This is a genomic window from Brachybacterium fresconis (assembly GCF_017876515.1).
GTDB classification, from domain to species: Bacteria; Actinomycetota; Actinomycetes; order Actinomycetales; family Dermabacteraceae; genus Brachybacterium; species Brachybacterium fresconis.
The window spans coordinates 639,427-654,879 of sequence record NZ_JAGIOC010000001.1 but is presented as its reverse complement, the minus strand read 5'-3'; the positions used below and the strand labels follow the sequence as shown (position 1 = coordinate 654,879).

Genomic DNA, 15,453 nt, shown 5'->3' with positions numbered 1-15,453 from the left:
ATTTACGAAACTCGGGTGTCGCGTAATCTGAGGGGATGGAGACCACCACTGCCCAGTCCACGCCGACGCCTCCCGCCGCCACGACGCAGCGCGGGCCGAAGAAGCCGCGGAAGCAGGCCGTGCTCGAGGTCCGCGGCAAGACCCGCCTCTCCCCGCGACTGCTGCGCGTGACCGTCGGCGGCGAGCAGTACGCGCACCTGAACCGCAACACCCATGCGGACGCCTACGTCAAGCTGCTGATCCCCGAGCCGGCCTCCGGCCTGCAGCCCCCGTTCGACCTCGACGCCCTGCGCGAGGACAGCCCCGAGCTGCTGCCCGCGCGGCGCACCTACACCGTGCGCCATTGGGACGACGAGGCCCAGAGCCTGGACCTCGACGTCGTGCTGCACGGTCACGGGGCCGACAGCGGCACGGCCGCCCGGTGGGCCGACGAGGCGCAGCCGGGCGACCGCATCGCCCTGATGGGCGCCGGCGGCGGCTACACGCCGGAGGAGTCCGCCTCCTCGCATCTGCTGATCGGCGACCACGCCGCCCTGCCGGCGATCGCCGCCTCGCTGGAATCGATGGATCCGGCGGCCACCGGCCTGGTGCTCCTCCAGCTCGACGAGGAGGAGGATCTGCTCGAGCTCCCTCACCCCGCCGGCGTCGAGCTGCGCTGGGTGATCGGGCAGCGCGAGCGGCTGCTGGAGGCCGTGTCGGCGCTGGACCTCTCGGCCACCGCGGGCCTGCAGGTGTTCTGCCATGCCGAGCGGGCGCTGACCAAGCAGCTGCGCCGCGTCCTGGTCACGGACGCCGGCATCGCGCGCGACCAGATCTCGATCTCCGCCTACTGGGCGCTGGGCCGCATCGAGGACCAGTTCCAGGCGGAGAAGCGCGAGCCCATCGGGAAGATCGATGACTGAGAACGGGGATGACTCCGATCTTGTGGTCGGTCCGGACGGCCTGGCCCGCCCGCGGTGGGCCGCCGTCCACGAGGACCTGCGCAGCTACTACGACACCGAATGGGGCCTGCCCGTCCGCGACGAGCACGGGGTGTTCGAGCGCCTCGCTCTGGAAGGCTTCCAGTCCGGGCTCTCCTGGGCGACGATCCTTCGCCGCCGGGAAGGGTTCCGCCGCGCCTTCGCCGGCTTCGACGTGGACGCCGTGGCCGCTTACGACGCCGCCGATGTCGAGGCTCTGCTGGCCGACACCGGGATCATCCGCCACCGCGGCAAGATCGAGGCGACCATCGCCAACGCCCGCGCCACCATCGCCCTGCGCACTGCGACCGGTCTCGGGGCCCGCGGCGATCTCGGCCCTGGCAGCGATCTCGGGCAGCTGGTCTGGTCCTACCGCCCCCAGCGCACCCCGGTCCCCGCCGCGGCCGGTGAGGTGCCCACCACCAGCACGGAGTCCCGTGCCCTGGCGAAGGAGCTGAAGCGCCACGGCTTCCGGTTCGTCGGGCCGACGACGATGTTCGCGCTGATGGAGGCGCTCGGCCTGGTCGACACCCATCTCGTCGGCTCCCACCGCCGCGGGACCTCCGGCATCTGGGCGGCCGACGGGACGCCGGCCGCCTAGCCACAGTTCGTCACAGACCTCGCCCCCTCCCCGGAGCGCGACCCATGCTGGGGCCGTTGCCCGCATCCTCGACATCTGCCCCGGGAGGCCACGTGAGCACTGCAGCGATCCACGCCGGCTGGAGAGCGGACGACATGCATGGCGCGCTGACGCCGCCCGTCTACGCCTCCACCGCCTACGCCCATGAGGACCACGCCTCGCTCAAGGACCTCTTCGCCCGGCGCAGCTCGGGCTACGCCTATTCGCGCTCGGGCAACCCCACCACCGCCGTGCTCGAACAGCGGATGGCCGCCCTGGAGGGCGGGACCGGGGCGATCGCCGTGGCCAGCGGCCAGGCCGCCACCACCATCGCCCTGTGCGCGCTGCTCGCCCCGGGAAGCCACGTCGTCGCCTCGCAGCTGCTGTACGGCGGCACCACCGAGTTCCTCGGCGACACCCTCGCCGATCTCGGAGTGACCTGCACGGTCGTCGACCCCTGGGACCTCGGCGCCTGGGAGCGGGCGATCACCCCCGCCACCCGCGCCGTGCTCGTGGAGTCGATCGCGAACCCCGGCGCGCAGCTGGTGGACCTCCCGGCGATCAGCGCCCTCGCCCATGCCCGCGACGTCCCCGTCGTCGTCGATGCCACCCTCGCCGGCCCCGCCCTGCACCGGCCCGGCGAGCACGGGGCCGACGTGGTCGTCCACTCCGCCACCAAGCACCTGTGCGGCCACGGCACCACCCTCGGCGGCGTCATCGTCGACACCGGCTCCTTCGACCCCCGGCGATGTCCGGACCGCTGGCCGCGCCTGACCACCCCCAACGCCCGTTTCGGCGTCACCTTCGCCGATGAATACGACCGCGGCGGCTCCGGCCTGCTGGCCTACGCCCGCTCCAAGTACGTCACCGACTTCGGTGCCGCTCTGCCCGCCGCCAGCGCCCAGCAGATCCTGGTGGGCATCGAGACCCTCGACCTGCGGATGCGCAAGATCAGTGCCGACGCCGCCGCCCTCGCCGGCCGCCTGCACGGCAGCGAGGGCGTGGTCCGCGTCGACCACCCCACCATCCCGGGGCGGCCCGACGCCCACCTCGCCGAGCGGGACTTCCCCCGCGGCACCGGCGGAGTGTTCTCCATCGATCTGGCCGGGTCGGAGGAGGCCGCCGCGGCCTTCTGCGACGCGCTGGAGCTGTTCACCCTCGCGGTGAACATCGGTGACGCCCGCTCGCTCGTCTGCCACCCCGCCACCACCACCCACTGCCACCTCAGCGAGACCCAGCGCCGCGCCTGCGGCGTCGGCCCCGGCACCGTCCGGCTGAGCATCGGACTCGAGGACCTCGAGGACCTCTCGGCCGACCTCGAGCGGGGACTCGCCGCCGCACGGGCCGTGACGGGGCCGCTCGCCGGCGCCGACCCCGTCGTCGCCGTTCGGGGGTGATCCCGGTCCCGCCGCGGAACATTCCCGCCGCCGGGCTGGTTCCCCGGGTATGGAGACCTCTGTGCGCACCACCGACGTGGTGGTGATCGGCGCCGGCCAGGCGGGACTGTCTGCCGCCTACCACCTGCGCCGGCGCGGCCTGGAGTTCGTGATCCTGGACGCGGAGGGCGGGCCCGGCGGCGCCTGGCGCCACCGCTGGGACAGCCTCACCATGGCGACGGTCAACGGGATCCGGGAGCTGCCCGGCATGCCCGAGGTGGACGCCGACGCCGCCGCGCCGGCGAACCGCGCCGTCCCCGCCTACTTCGCGGACTTCGAGGAGCGCTTCGAGATCCCCGTCGAGCGCCCGGTGCGGGTGACGCTGGTCGAGGATGATCCGGCCGCGGTCGGTGCCGCCGAGCTGCCCGCGGACCCGGCCGTGGACCCTTCACCGACCCCGCTGCTGGTCCACTCCGTCGGCCCGGACGGCGCCCGGCGCGCCCCGATCCGCACCCGCGCCGTGCTCAGCGCCACCGGCACCTGGACCCGACCCTTCGTCCCCGCCCTCCCGGGAGCCGCCTCCTTCCGCGGCCGGCAGCTGCACACCGTCGAGTACGTCCGCGCCGAGGACTTCGCCGGGCAGCGGGTCGCCGTCGTCGGCGGCGGCATCAGCGCTCTGGGCTTCCTCCAGGAGATCGCCGCGGTCGGCGAGACCTTCTGGTACACCCGGCGCGAGCCGGTCTTCGAGGAGGGCGAATTCACCGAGGAGGCCGGTCGGCAGGTCATCGCCGGAGTGATCGACCAGGTCCGCCAGGGCCTTCCCGTCGGCTCCGTCGTCTCGAACACGGGCCTGCGATGGACGCCGGCGCTGCGGGAGGCCGAGCGCCGCGGGATCCTCCGGCGGCGTCCGATGTTCGAGCGGATCACGGAGGCCGGGGTGGTGGAGGCCGACGGCACCGTCACCGAGCTGGATGCGATCCTGTGGGCCACCGGCTTCCGCCACGAGCTGCGCCACCTGCGGACGCTCGGCCTGCGCGGAGAGTTGGGCGGGATCGCCCTGGACGGCACCGCAGCAGAGGAGGACCCGCGCATCCATCTGCTCGGCTACGGCCCCAGCGCCTCGACCATCGGCGCCAACCGCGCCGGGCGCGCCGCCGTGACCGCGCTGCTGAGGACCTTCGAGCGGGAGAGCGTTCCCGCGTAGGCTGGAGTTCGGCCCACCGTGAGGAGTCCCATGAGTTCCGCATCCGCTGAGTCCGGCTCGTCCGGCTCGTCCGCTGCGTCGGAGCCCGCCGCCCCCACTGTCCTGCCCGCCCTGCCCGAGGAGGGCATCGAACGGGTGCTGTGCGTCGTCGCCCACCCCGACGACATGGAGTACGGCGCCTCCGCCGCCGTGCGCGCCTGGACCGAGGCCGGGGTCGAGGTGACCTATCTGCTGCTGACCCGCGGCGAGGCCGGGATGGCCGAGGACCCCGCGATCGTCGCCCCGCTGCGCGCCCGGGAGCAGCACCGCGCCTGCGAGATCGTCGGCGTGAGGGACCTGCGGATCCTCGAGCACCCCGACGGCATGCTGGAGGCGACCCTCGCCCTGCGCCGGGACATCGCCCGGGCGGTCCGCCAGGTGCGCCCTGACCTCGTGCTGACGGCCAACTTCGACCTGGAGGCCTACGGCTCGCTCAACCAGGCCGACCACCGGGCCGCCGGGATCAGCGCGGCGGACGGCACCCGTGACGCCGCCAACCCCTGGGTGTTCCGCGAGCTGCGCGAGCAGGAGGGGCTCGAGCCCTGGTCCGCACGGGCCCTGCTGGTCCTCGGCCACCCCGAGCCGACCCACGCCAAGGCGGTCTCCGCCGGGCACGTGCAGGCCGCGGTCGCCTCCCTGAGCGCCCACGAGGCCTACCTCCAGCACGTCACCGACCACCCCGCGCCCGAGGAGTTCATCCCCGAGATCCTCCGCGCCGGCGGCACGGCCGCCGGATGCGATCACGCGGTGACGGTGCGGGCCCACGACCTCGGCGGTCTCGGGGACTGAGACGGGACCGCTCGGTCGCTCCCGGTCCTTGGCACGCCGCCCCGGACCTTCCTAGGGTGGGGGCAACACCGGACGACGAGCCACGGATCCGCCGACGCGCCCCTGCGCCACCGGGATCCGGGAAGGAGCAGTCCATGTCCACCATGCACGAGGGGCTCGACCTCTCACAGATCCCCGAGCTCGCCGCGCAGCTGCGCGTCGACTCCGTCCGCGCCTCCACCTCCGCCGGGTCCGGGCACCCCACCTCCAGCATGTCGGCCGCCGACCTGCTGGCCACCCTGGTCTCCCGCCACCTGCGCTACGACTGGGACGACCCCGCGGCCGACGGCAACGACCACCTCATCTTCTCCAAGGGCCACGCCTCGCCGCTGCTGTACGCCGTGTACAAGGCGGTCGGCGTCGTCTCCGACGAGGAGCTGATGACCGGTTATCGCCGTTTCGACCAGCGCCTGGAGGGTCACCCCACCCCGGTGCTGCCCTGGGTCGACGTCGCCACCGGCTCCCTCGGCCAGGGTCTGCCCGACGGCGTCGGCGTCGCCCTGTCCGGCAAGCACCTCGAGCAGGCCCCCTACCGCGTGTGGGTCCTGTGCGGGGACAGCGAGATGGCCGAGGGGTCCATCTGGGAGGCGCTGGACAAGGCCTCCCACTACTCCCTCACCAACCTCGTCACCATCGTCGACGTCAACCGTCTCGGCCAGCGCGGGCCCACCGAGCTCGGCTGGGACCTCGACGCCTACGCCGCCCGGGTGGAGGCCTTCGGGGCCCGCGCCGTGATCATCGACGGCCACGACATCCAGCAGATCGACGATGCCCTCGCCCAGGCCGATGCACCCGGCGATCGCCCGATCGTGATCCTCGCCCGCACCGTGAAGGGCAAGGGCTACTCCGGGGTCGAGGACCAGGAGAACAAGCACGGCAAGCCGATTCCCGAGGACGAGGAGAAGGCGGCGATCGAGGAGCTCGGCGGCGAGCGCGACCTGCTGGTGCGCGGCCCCCGGCCCCCCGAGGTCACCCGGTCCGAGCCCGCGGTCCGCCCGGTCGAGCTGCCCACTTTTGACAAGGGTGAGGAGCTCGCCACCCGCAAGGCTTACGGCAAGGCCCTGGTCGCTCTGGGCCACGCCGATCCCCGCGTGGTCGCCCTGGACGGCGAGGTCTCCAACTCCACCGGCACCGGCGACTTCGTGGAGGAGTTCCCCGAGCGGTACTTCGAGATGTTCATCGCCGAGCAGCAGCTGGTGGCGGCCGCCACCGGGCTGTCCGTGCGCGGCCACATCGCCTTCGCCTCCACCTTCGCGGCCTTCCTCACCCGCGCCGCGGACTTCCTGCGGATGGCGCCCGTCTCCCGGGTGGACCTGCGGATGGTGGGCTCCCATGCCGGCGTCGAGATCGGCGCCGACGGCCCCTCCCAGATGGGCCTGGAGGACCTCGCCCTGTTCGCGGCCCTCCAGGGCTCGACGGTGCTGTACCCCTCCGACGCGACGTCGACGGCGAAGCTCGTCGAGCAGATGGCCGCGACCTCCGGGGTCAGCTACCTGCGCACCACGCGCGGCGGCTACCCGGTGCTGTACGAGGCGGGGGAGGAGTTCCCTGTCGGCGGTTCCAAGACGCTGGTCAGCTCGGAGTCCGATGACGTCACCCTGATCGGCGCCGGCGTCACGCTGCACCAGGCGCTCTCCGCCGCGGCGACGCTCGCCGAGCAGGGCATCCGCGCCCGCGTGATCGACGCCTACTCGGTCAAGCCGATCGACGTCGACGGCATCCGCGCCGCCGTCGAGGCGACCGGTGGACGGGTGGTCGTCGCCGAGGACCACCACGCCGAGGGCGGACTCGGTGCCGCGGTGCTCGCCGGTCTCGCCCAGGAGAGCATCCAGGACCTCCACCTCGAGCACCTCGCCGTGGACGGCGTGCCCGGCTCGGGAACGCCCGCCGAGCTGCTGGACTGGGCCGGGATCGACGCCGCGCACATCGCGGGCGCGGCCCGCAGCCTGCTGGAGGCCTGAGCGCTCGGCCCTGCCGACGACGGCGACAGCCGCACGAGGGGCGGGCCACCGGTATTCAGGAGCCGGGGCCCGCCCTTCTGCTGCCCCGGACATCCAGATCGTCCATGTCCTCGAGCTCGATCCCCTTCGTCTCCGGCAGCAGGCGCACCACGAAGACGAACGAGATCGCCGCGAAGACGGCGTAGATCGAATAGGAGAAGGTGAGCCCGATCTGGGACATGGCGGGGAAGGTCGTGGAGACCAGGAAGTTCGCGAGCCACTGGGTGGCGCCGGCGACCGCCAGCGCCGATGCACGGATGCGGTTGGGGAACATCTCGCCGAGCATCACCCACATGATCGGCCCCCAGGTGGTCGCGAAGAACACCACGAACGCGTTCGCGCCGATCAGGGCGACCGTGGACCAAGGATCCGGGAGCGAGACGGCCTCTCCCGAGCCCTCGGCGAAGGAGAAGGCGAATGCCATCGCCGCCAGGGAGATCGTGGTACCTCCCGAGCCGATCAGGAGCATGGGTCGGCGCCCCACCCGGTCCACCAGCACGATGGCCACGATGGTGGCGAGAATATTGATCACCGACGTGATCGTGCTGGTCAAGAACGCCTGGGACTCGTCGAATCCGACCGACTGCCACAGCGTCGTGGAATAGTAGAAGATCACGTTGATGCCCAGCAGCTGCTGAAGCGCGGCCAGGAGGATCCCGACCCACACGATCGGCCTCAGCCCGAACCGGTTCCCGAGGAGGTCCCGGAGAGTCTCCCGCTGCTCACGTTCCAGCGAGCTGCGGATCTGCTCGATCTTCAGGTTCACGTCGAGCTCGCCGGTGAACCGGTACAGAACGCGGGATGCCTCGTCGAGTTTCCCGTTCGCGACCAGGAAACGCGGCGACTCCGGCAGCTTCAGCGCGAACACGCCGTAGAAGACGGCGGGGATCGCCTCGATCAGGAACATCCACCGCCAGGCGGGCACACCGAGCCAGAGGGTGCTCGAGGCGCCGCCGGCGACGTTCGCGAGCACGGCGTTGGACAGCAATGCTGCGAAGATGCCCAACACGATCGACAGCTGCTGGAGCGAGCCGAGGCGACCGCGGTACTTTGCCGGGGCCACCTCGGCGATGTAGGCCGGGGCGATGATGCTGGCCGCCCCGACGCCGAGGCCACCGAGCACGCGCCAGGCGATCAGGTCCCATACCCCGGTGGCGAGGCCGGAGCCGAGCGCCGAGACGAAGAAGAGGGTCGCGGCGATCACCATCACCTTCACACGGCCGTACCGGCTGGAGAGGCTGCCGGCGAACCAGGCGCCGACCGCACTGCCGACCAGTGCGGAGGAGACGGCGAAACCGGTCAGACCGGAGCCGAGGGTGAACTCCTCGGACAGCGCATCGACAGCGCCGTTGATGACCGACGTGTCGAAGCCGAAGAGGAAGCCTCCGACGGCCGCGGCCACGCTGATCGCGACGACCTTGGGGTTCAGACGCTGGACGGATGCCGCTCCGTCCCCGTGCTGCGGATCGGATGAGGACATCGGATGGTCGCCTCCTTCGTCGAGAGCTGGGGTCCCGTCACCGTATACCGGGGACGGCCGAGGCATGGCCCCGATCGGTCGAGGTCGCCGCGGGTCAGTCTTCCTCGGCCGCGGCCTCGAGACGCTCGAGCTCCTGCTCGGCGACGGTCGGATCGAGCTTGACGAACACCGGGACCGGCTTCATGACCGTCTGTCCGACGGTCACGGGACGGTGCTCCCAGGCCGGGACGTCGGTGTAGTCGCCGGTGATGATCGGGTAGGACGGTCCGCCGTCGAGGTCCTCGACCTCCGCGATGTGCGGCAGCGGGGCGATCTGTCGGTCACCGCCCAGGGTGCGCTCGACCGCATTGGCGGACTGCGGCAGGAACGGGGCCAGGATCGTGTTCAGATCGGTGACGGCCTGGGCGAGGACGTGCAGCACCGTCAGCAGGCGGGGGCGCTGCTCCTCGGCCTTCAGCTTGAACGGCTCGGTGCGCGAGACGTAGGCGTTCGCCTCGCCGACCAGGCGCATGGCCTCGGTGATCGCGGCCCGCTGGCGGTGGGCCTCGATGAGCTTCCCGACGGTGTCGAAGCCCTCCTGGATCGCGCCGAGCAGCTGCTCGTCGATCTCCTCGAGGTCCCCGGCCGGCGGGATCTCGCCGACGTTCTTGGCGATCATGGCCGCGGTGCGGTTGATCAGGTTGCCCCAGCCCGCGACCAGCTCGTTGTTGGTGCGCGAGACGAAGTCGGACCAGGTGAAGTCGGCGTCCTGGTTCTCCGGGCCGGCGGCGGAGATGAAGTAGCGCAGCGCGTCGGGCTGGTACCGCTCGAGCACGTCGCGCACGTAGATCACGATGCCCTTGGACGAGGAGAACTTCTTGCCCTCCATGGTGAGGAACTCGCTGGAGACGACCTCGGTGGGCAGCGTCAGCTCGCCGAACTTCCCGGGCTCGCCTCCCTTGTCGCCCGCGCCGTTCTGGGCGATCATCTCCGCCGGCCAGATCTGGGAGTGGAAGACGATGTTGTCCTTGCCCATGAAGTAGTAGGCGAGGGTGTCGGGATCGTTCCACCACCTCCGCCACGCCTCGGGGTCGCCGGAGCGCCGAGCCCACTCGATGGAGGCCGAGAGGTAGCCGATCACGGCGTCGAACCACACGTACAGACGCTTGTTGGGCTGGTCCTCCCAGCCCGGCACCGGGATGCCCCAGTCGATGTCGCGGGTCATCGCGCGCGGCTTGATGTCCTCGAGGATGTTCTGGCTGAAGCGGATCACGTTCGGGCGCCACAGCCCGGTGGCCTCCCGCTCGTCGAGCCAGCGCCCGAGCTCCCCGGCCAGGGCGGGCAGGTCCAGGAACCAGTGGGAGGTCTCGATGAACTCCGGTGTCTCGCCGTTGATGCGCGAGACGGGGTCGATGAGATCCGTGGGGTCCAGCTGGTTGCCGCAGGTGTCGCACTGGTCGCCGCGGGCGCCGCCGGCACCGCAGATCGGGCAGGTGCCCTCGATGTAGCGGTCCGGCAGGGTGCGGCCGGTCGACGGGGAGATCGCCCCGGAGGTGGTCTTCTCGACCATGTAGCCGTTCTCGCGCACGGTCACGAACATGTCCTGGACCACCTGGTGGTGGTTACGGGTGGTGGTCCGCGTGAACAGGTCGTAGCTGAGGCCCAGGGCCACGAGGTCCTCGACGATCAGACGGTTGTTGCGGTCGGCGAGCTCGCGGGCCGTGATGCCCTCCTTGTCCGCCTCGACCAGGATCGGGGTGCCGTGCTCGTCGGTGCCGGAGACCATGAGCACGTCGTGGCCGGCCATGCGCATGTAGCGGGAGAAGACGTCGGAGGGGACGCCGAAGCCGGCGACATGACCGATGTGGCGGGGACCGTTGGCATACGGCCAGGCGACCGCGGACAGGACTGTGCTCATGCTCCCGATTCTAGGGGAGGGAGGGCCTCGCCTCCGCCGCGCCGGTGGAGGACTGCTCGCCAGCCGAATTCCTCGGCCGCTCGTACGTGCCCCGAGGAATCGTCGAGGAAGGCGACCTGGCCGGGTGCGAGGGGCGCGGCGGAGGCAGCATCGAGCTCCCCGCGGCGCTCGTCACCGAACCCGTCACCGAACCCGTCACCGTGCAGCGCGCCGAGCTCCGCGCGGATCCGGGCGTGCGCTCGGGCGAAGGCCTCGCGCTCGGGCTTCGCCGCCCCGAGATCCGCGGTGTTCAGCAGGAACCTCCGACGATCGCCGAGGAGACCCGTCAGTCCCAGCTCCTCCAGCTCCTCGGGAAGGCGGTCGGTTCCGTTGGTCAGCACGAAGACCCCCAGCCCCTGGTCGCGGAAGCTGCGCGGCTGCGCGAGGACCTCCGGGTCGACCCGGGCCGGGGTGTCCGCCCAGAGGCTCACCGTGTCCCGGGCGGCCCGAGGGACCGCGCCCTGCGCCACGAGCTCGGCCTCGGCGCGCTCCCGCCACTGCGCATGGGTGCCGCGACCGCGGGTGACCTCCTCGAGGAAGGGATGGCCGAGGATCGCCGCGAACGTGGCCCCGGGGGCGACGTCGGCGTGGTGGTCCAGACGGTCCCACAGGTCGGGGTCGAAGACCCGCAGCACCCCGTCGAGATCGGAGACCACCGCTCGCACGTCGTGGGAGGCGACCAGGGCGCGCAGCTGGTGCAGGGACGGCAGGGGAGCGGTCATCGCGCCATCGTAGAGCGGTCGTGGTCGCCGTCATGCTCGGCGGAAAATGCCGTGACAGCCGAGGGGCCGATCCCTACCGTGGAGGGCATGCAATGCGTCATGTCAGGCGTCGCCCAGATCGCGCGCCCCCGCAGCCGCCGCTGACGGCGGCGCTCGAGCACACCCCCACGCCGTCGTCCGGAATCTGACCGGGCGGCCGCTTCGCCATGCCCGGTGACCTCCCACCGGAAGGCACGACATGACCTCCACCATCCGTACCGCGACCTCCACCGGACCCGTGCAGCTTCGCGCCCGGGACCTGCGCCTGGCCCGCGGCGGCCGCGTGCTCCACGACGGCCTCGACCTCACGCTCGCTCCCGGGGACCGCCTCGCCGTGGTCGGCGAGAACGGGCGCGGCAAGACCACCCTGCTCGAGGTGCTCGCCGGGTCCCTCGACGCCGACGCCGGGACCCTCGAGCGGCACGGCAGCCTCGGCGTGGTCCAGCAGGACCTGCCGCTGACCGCGGATCCCCGGAGCGCCGGATCCCGGGACGCACCCTCTGGGAGCGCCGGCTCCCGCACCGTCGGCGACCTGCTCGACGAGCTGCTCGCCCGACCCCTGGAAGCCCTGCGCGAGCACGACGAGGCCGCAGCAGCGCTGGCCGAGGACGTCGGCCCCGCAGCGAGCGCTCGCTACGACGCAGCGCTCGCACACGTCACCTCCCTGGATGCCTGGGACGCGCAGCGCCGGCTCGACGCCGCGCTGAGCGAGGTGGAGGCGTGCACCGACCGCTCCCGCCCGCTGGCGACCCTCTCGGTCGGCCAGCGCTACCGGGTGCGCCTGGCCGGGGTGCTCGCTGCCCGGGATGATCTGCTGCTGCTGGACGAGCCCACCAACCACCTCGACGCCCGCGGGCTCGATCACCTCACCCGCGCCCTGCAGGAGCATCCGGGTGCTCTCGCGCTGGTCACCCACGACCGGGCGCTGCTCGCGGACGTCGCCACCGCCGTGCTCGACCTCGATCCGACCAGCGACGGACGTGCCCTTCTGGTCAGCGGAGGATGGCAGCGCTGGCAGGAGGTCCGCGATCGCTCCCGGACCGCCTGGCAGGAGGCGTACCGCGCACAGCAGGAGGAGCACGCCCGCCTCAGCTCCCGCGCCGACGAGGCACGCTCCCGCCTCTCCACCGGGTGGCGACCGCCCAAAGGGACCGGAAAGCACCAGCGCCAGACCCGCGCCCCCGGCGTGGTGCGGGCGATGAACGACCGACTCGACCGGCTCGAGGCGCACCGGCTCGACGTGCCGCCCCCGCCGCCCCGCCTCACCCTGCCGGACGCGAGCACGTCCCCTGGCACGCCCCTGCTGCGGGCCGACGACGTGCGGATCGGCGGGCGGCTGGCGCGGACCACCCTGCGGCTCGAGGGCGGGGACCGTCTGCTCGTCGTCGGCCCCAACGGAGCGGGCAAGACGTCGCTGCTGCGTGTGCTCGCCGGGGAACTGGCCCCCGACGACGGCGCGGTGCGGTTCCTCGGCAGGGCGCAGATCGCGCACCTCGCCCAGGAGGACGAGCGGCCGGCGATCCACCAGGGCAGCCCGGGGGAGCGGCGCCGTCGGGCCCTCGCGGCGCTGTTCGGGCGGCGCGCGGACGTGCTGCTGCTGGACGAGCCGACCAATCACCTCGGCATCAGCGGGGTCGACGACCTGTTCGCGGTGCTCGAGCAGGCCTCGTCCGCCGTCGTGGTCGCCACCCATGACCGGTGGATGCTGCGCGCGCTCGCGCACTGGCCGCGGCTCGAGCTCCACGGGGCACCCGCGCAGTGATCGCGAGTCAGCAGTGAGTGCCGTGCCGGCCGAGGGTCGTCACCGCCGTCGCGCCCGGGCGGGTCCACTGGGGGACCGGTCGGCCCGTCGGCCCCCAGGTGGCGTTGCCCTCCTCGTCCGTGCGCCAGTACCAGCATGCCGGGTCGTCCGCGACGCGCCCCGTCGGCATCTCCTGCCAGGCCTCGCCCCGACCGAAGGGCGTGAGGTCCAGCAGGAGCAGGCTGGGCTCGGCGATCTCGTTGCCGCGGCCCGTCGTCGAGTAGGTCAGGAAGGCCCGGTCGCCATCGCGCACGAAGCAGGCCAGATGGCCCATCTCGCCGCCGATCGGCTCGTCCAGCCCCCGCACCGAGTACCAGGGCTGGGTGTAGCCCATGAACTCCAGGTAGGGCGCCACCTCGTCCCACACGCCCGTGGTGAGGATCGCGAAAGAGACTCCGCGGGCGTGGAGGTATGAGGCGTCGTGCAGGTGCCAGGCCGTCACCGTGCAGCCTTCGCACTGCCCTTGGTGCGGGGCACCGTCCCACCACATGTGTTGATAGACGAGCAGCTCCTCGCGACCCTCGAAGAGGTCGAGGAAGGGGACGGGGCCGTCCGGGCCGACGACCTCCGCAGCGGCGTCGACCTCCAGCATGGGCAGGTCTCGCCGTGCGGCAGCCAGCGCGTCGCCGGCGCGGGTGTGCTCCTTCTCGCGCACCAGCAGAGCATCGCGAGCGGCCTGCCAGGTCGCGCGGTCGACGACGTCGGGCAGGGACGGGCGGGCGGAAGACGGGGAGTCATCGGCGGCGGGCATCGGTCCTCCACGGGATCTGGCGCCGGGCCGCGGTGCCCGGGGCGCTCGGCCCACCATCCAAGCACTGCTGCGGCGGCGAGGGAAGGCCGGGCGGAGCGCTCCGACTCGATACGCTGTGACCATGAGCAACGAAGGACTTCAGGCCGCCCAGCAGAAGATGGCCGATGCCGGGGTCGCCCAGACCGCGATCGACGTCTTCACCCACTACTACGGTCAGCTCGAGGACGGAGTCACCGGCACCATCCCCGAGGACACCATCGACCCCTACCTCGACCCGCCGCTGCTCGAGGACGTCTCGATCGACCCCGCCCACGCCAAGCAGGTCTTCGACCAGCTCGCGATCATCAACCTCAACGGCGGGCTCGGCACCTCGATGGGGCTGGACCAGGCCAAGTCCCTGCTGCCCGTGCGGGACGGCAAGAACTTCCTGGATCTCCTGGTCGAGCAGGTCCTGGCCGCCCGGCGCGGCACCGGCTCCCGGCTGCCGCTGATCTTCATGAACTCCTTCCGCACCCGCGAGGACACCCTCGCCGTGCTCGAGAAGTACCCCGATCTGCGCGTCGGCGACCTGCCGCTGGACTTCCTGCAGAACAAGGAGCCCAAGCTGCGCACCGACGACCTCGCCCCGGTCACCTGGGAGCAGGATCCGGCGCTGGAATGGTGCCCGCCCGGCCACGGCGATCTCTACACCGCCCTGCAGACCTCCGGGCTGCTCCAGCAGCTGCTGGACGCCGGCTTCAAGTACGCCTCCGTCTCCAACTCGGACAACCTCGGCACCGTCCCCAGCCCGGTGCTGGCCTCCTGGTTCGCCTCCACCGGCGCCCCCTATGCCGCCGAGCTGTGCCGCCGCACCCCCGCGGACCGCAAGGGCGGCCACCTCGCGGTGCGGAGATCAGACGGCCGCCTCATCCTGCGCGACACCGCGCAGACCCCGGAGGAGGAGATGGACTTCTTCACCGACGAGCACCGTCACCCCTTCTTCCATACCAACAACCTCTGGTTCGATCTGGAGAAGCTCGACGCGGCGCTCACGGAGCGCCGGGGCGTCATGGGCCTGCCGCTGATCCGCAACGAGAAGACCGTCGACCCCTCCGACAAGACCAGCCCGGCCGTCTACCAGCTCGAATCCGCCATGGGCGCGGCGATCGAGGTGTTCGACGGAGCGACCGCGATCGTCGTGGGCCGGGACCGCTTCCTGCCGGTCAAGGCCACCAGCGACCTGCTGCTGATCCGCTCCGACGTGTACGACCTCGACGAACGTTCGGCCCTGGTCCAGCGGGTCGATACGGTGCCCTCGGTGTCGCTGAGCGCAGGATCCTACAAGCTGATCGACGACTTCGAGCCGCGGTTCTCGCACGGGGTGCCCTCGCTCCAGGACGCCGTCACCCTGGACGTCCAGGGCGACTGGACCTTCGGTGCCGATGTCACCGTGGTCGGGGATGCCGTGCTCGGCGCCGAGGGCGGGGAGGTGCCCGAGGGCGCTCGCGTCGGCACCGTCAGCCCGGCCTGAGCGAGCGGCGGGGCGCGGATCTGCTGTGTCCCGCGCCGCGGTGCCCCGGGCCGGTCGAGAATGATGTTCGGACCATCTTCATGGACTGAAGGTGGTCCGAACGTCGTTCTCGATGTGGCGCGACGACGAACGGGGATGCGGCGCCACGCCGACACGGCCAGCGTGTCCGCAGCCTCTGCAGAGGTCGGG

At 72.0% G+C, this 15,453-nt stretch carries 12 protein-coding genes; 8 read left to right on the top strand and 4 right to left on the bottom strand.

From position 1 onward, the window contains the following. Positions 1–35 precede the first annotated feature (35 nt). From JOF44_RS02950 to JOF44_RS02925, 6 genes are all read left to right on the top strand, one after another. A complete protein-coding gene (locus tag JOF44_RS02950) occupies positions 36–902 on the top strand; it encodes a siderophore-interacting protein (protein WP_209887194.1) in 867 nt (288 codons plus the stop codon). Continuing rightward, positions 895–1,560 carry a DNA-3-methyladenine glycosylase I gene (locus JOF44_RS02945; protein WP_245348828.1) on the top strand — a complete coding sequence of 222 codons (666 nt, stop codon included), beginning with the start codon at positions 895–897 and terminating at the stop codon, positions 1,558–1,560. Before JOF44_RS02950 ends, JOF44_RS02945 begins: the two co-directional genes overlap by 8 nt. Positions 1,561–1,652: 92 nt before the next feature. Further along, a complete protein-coding gene (locus JOF44_RS02940) occupies positions 1,653–2,975 on the top strand; it encodes an O-acetylhomoserine aminocarboxypropyltransferase/cysteine synthase family protein (protein WP_209895636.1) in 1,323 nt (440 codons plus the stop codon). Positions 2,976–3,024: 49 nt separating this feature from the next. Continuing rightward, positions 3,025–4,158, top strand: a complete 1,134-nt coding sequence (locus tag JOF44_RS02935) for an FAD-dependent oxidoreductase (RefSeq protein ID WP_209887191.1) — start codon at positions 3,025–3,027, stop codon at positions 4,156–4,158. 30 nt (positions 4,159–4,188) lie between these two features. Further along, complete coding sequence (locus JOF44_RS02930) at positions 4,189–4,986, top strand: PIG-L deacetylase family protein (protein WP_209887188.1); 798 nt, start codon at positions 4,189–4,191, stop codon at positions 4,984–4,986. 134 nt (positions 4,987–5,120) lie between these two features. Next, positions 5,121–6,986, top strand: a complete 1,866-nt coding sequence (locus JOF44_RS02925; protein ID WP_209887185.1) for a transketolase — start codon at positions 5,121–5,123, stop codon at positions 6,984–6,986. Positions 6,987–7,041: 55 nt separating this feature from the next. Here the strand turns inward: JOF44_RS02925 and JOF44_RS02920 are convergent, their stop codons facing one another. The 3 genes from JOF44_RS02920 to JOF44_RS02910 form a co-directional block, all read right to left on the bottom strand. Then, positions 7,042–8,505, bottom strand: a complete 1,464-nt coding sequence (locus JOF44_RS02920; RefSeq protein ID WP_209887182.1) for a sugar porter family MFS transporter — start codon at positions 8,503–8,505, stop codon at positions 7,042–7,044. 94 nt (positions 8,506–8,599) lie between these two features. After that, positions 8,600–10,402 carry a methionine--tRNA ligase gene (gene metG, locus JOF44_RS02915; RefSeq protein ID WP_209887179.1) on the bottom strand — a complete coding sequence of 601 codons (1,803 nt, stop codon included), beginning with the start codon at positions 10,400–10,402 and terminating at the stop codon, positions 8,600–8,602. Next, a complete protein-coding gene (locus tag JOF44_RS02910; RefSeq protein WP_209887176.1) occupies positions 10,399–11,163 on the bottom strand; it encodes an HAD family hydrolase in 765 nt (254 codons plus the stop codon). The genes metG and JOF44_RS02910 overlap by 4 nt, the downstream gene beginning before the upstream one ends. Before the next feature lie 238 nt (positions 11,164–11,401). Here JOF44_RS02910 and JOF44_RS02905 point away from each other — a divergent pair, with 238 nt between their 5' ends. Next, positions 11,402–12,964 carry an ATP-binding cassette domain-containing protein gene (locus tag JOF44_RS02905; protein WP_209887173.1) on the top strand — a complete coding sequence of 521 codons (1,563 nt, stop codon included), beginning with the start codon at positions 11,402–11,404 and terminating at the stop codon, positions 12,962–12,964. A 7-nt stretch (positions 12,965–12,971) separates the two neighbouring features. Here the strand turns inward: JOF44_RS02905 and JOF44_RS02900 are convergent, their stop codons facing one another. Next, positions 12,972–13,754 (bottom strand): DUF899 family protein, encoded by a 783-nt coding sequence (locus tag JOF44_RS02900; protein ID WP_209887170.1) that lies wholly within the window; start codon positions 13,752–13,754, stop codon positions 12,972–12,974. Positions 13,755–13,875: 121 nt separating this feature from the next. Here JOF44_RS02900 and JOF44_RS02895 point away from each other — a divergent pair, with 121 nt between their 5' ends. Beyond that, complete coding sequence (locus JOF44_RS02895; RefSeq protein ID WP_209887167.1) at positions 13,876–15,264, top strand: UTP--glucose-1-phosphate uridylyltransferase; 1,389 nt, start codon at positions 13,876–13,878, stop codon at positions 15,262–15,264. Positions 15,265–15,453: the final 189 nt, after the last annotated feature.

Bases quoted from the DNA above. Each gene is read 5' to 3' on its own strand.
- JOF44_RS02950 (WP_209887194.1), top strand. From the start codon at position 36: ATGGAGACCACCACTGCCCAGTCCACGCCGACGCCTCCCGCCGCCACG.
- JOF44_RS02945 (WP_245348828.1), top strand. From the start codon at position 895: ATGACTGAGAACGGGGATGACTCCGATCTTGTGGTCGGTCCGGACGGC.
- JOF44_RS02935 (WP_209887191.1), top strand. From the start codon at position 3,025: ATGGAGACCTCTGTGCGCACCACCGACGTGGTGGTGATCGGCGCCGGC.
- JOF44_RS02930 (WP_209887188.1), top strand. From the start codon at position 4,189: ATGAGTTCCGCATCCGCTGAGTCCGGCTCGTCCGGCTCGTCCGCTGCG.
- JOF44_RS02925 (WP_209887185.1), top strand. From the start codon at position 5,121: ATGTCCACCATGCACGAGGGGCTCGACCTCTCACAGATCCCCGAGCTC.
- JOF44_RS02920 (WP_209887182.1), bottom strand. From the start codon at position 8,505: ATGTCCTCATCCGATCCGCAGCACGGGGACGGAGCGGCATCCGTCCAG.
- metG (WP_209887179.1), bottom strand. From the start codon at position 10,402: ATGAGCACAGTCCTGTCCGCGGTCGCCTGGCCGTATGCCAACGGTCCC.
- JOF44_RS02910 (WP_209887176.1), bottom strand. From the start codon at position 11,163: ATGACCGCTCCCCTGCCGTCCCTGCACCAGCTGCGCGCCCTGGTCGCC.
- JOF44_RS02905 (WP_209887173.1), top strand. From the start codon at position 11,402: ATGACCTCCACCATCCGTACCGCGACCTCCACCGGACCCGTGCAGCTT.
- JOF44_RS02900 (WP_209887170.1), bottom strand. From the start codon at position 13,754: ATGCCCGCCGCCGATGACTCCCCGTCTTCCGCCCGCCCGTCCCTGCCC.
- JOF44_RS02895 (WP_209887167.1), top strand. From the start codon at position 13,876: ATGAGCAACGAAGGACTTCAGGCCGCCCAGCAGAAGATGGCCGATGCC.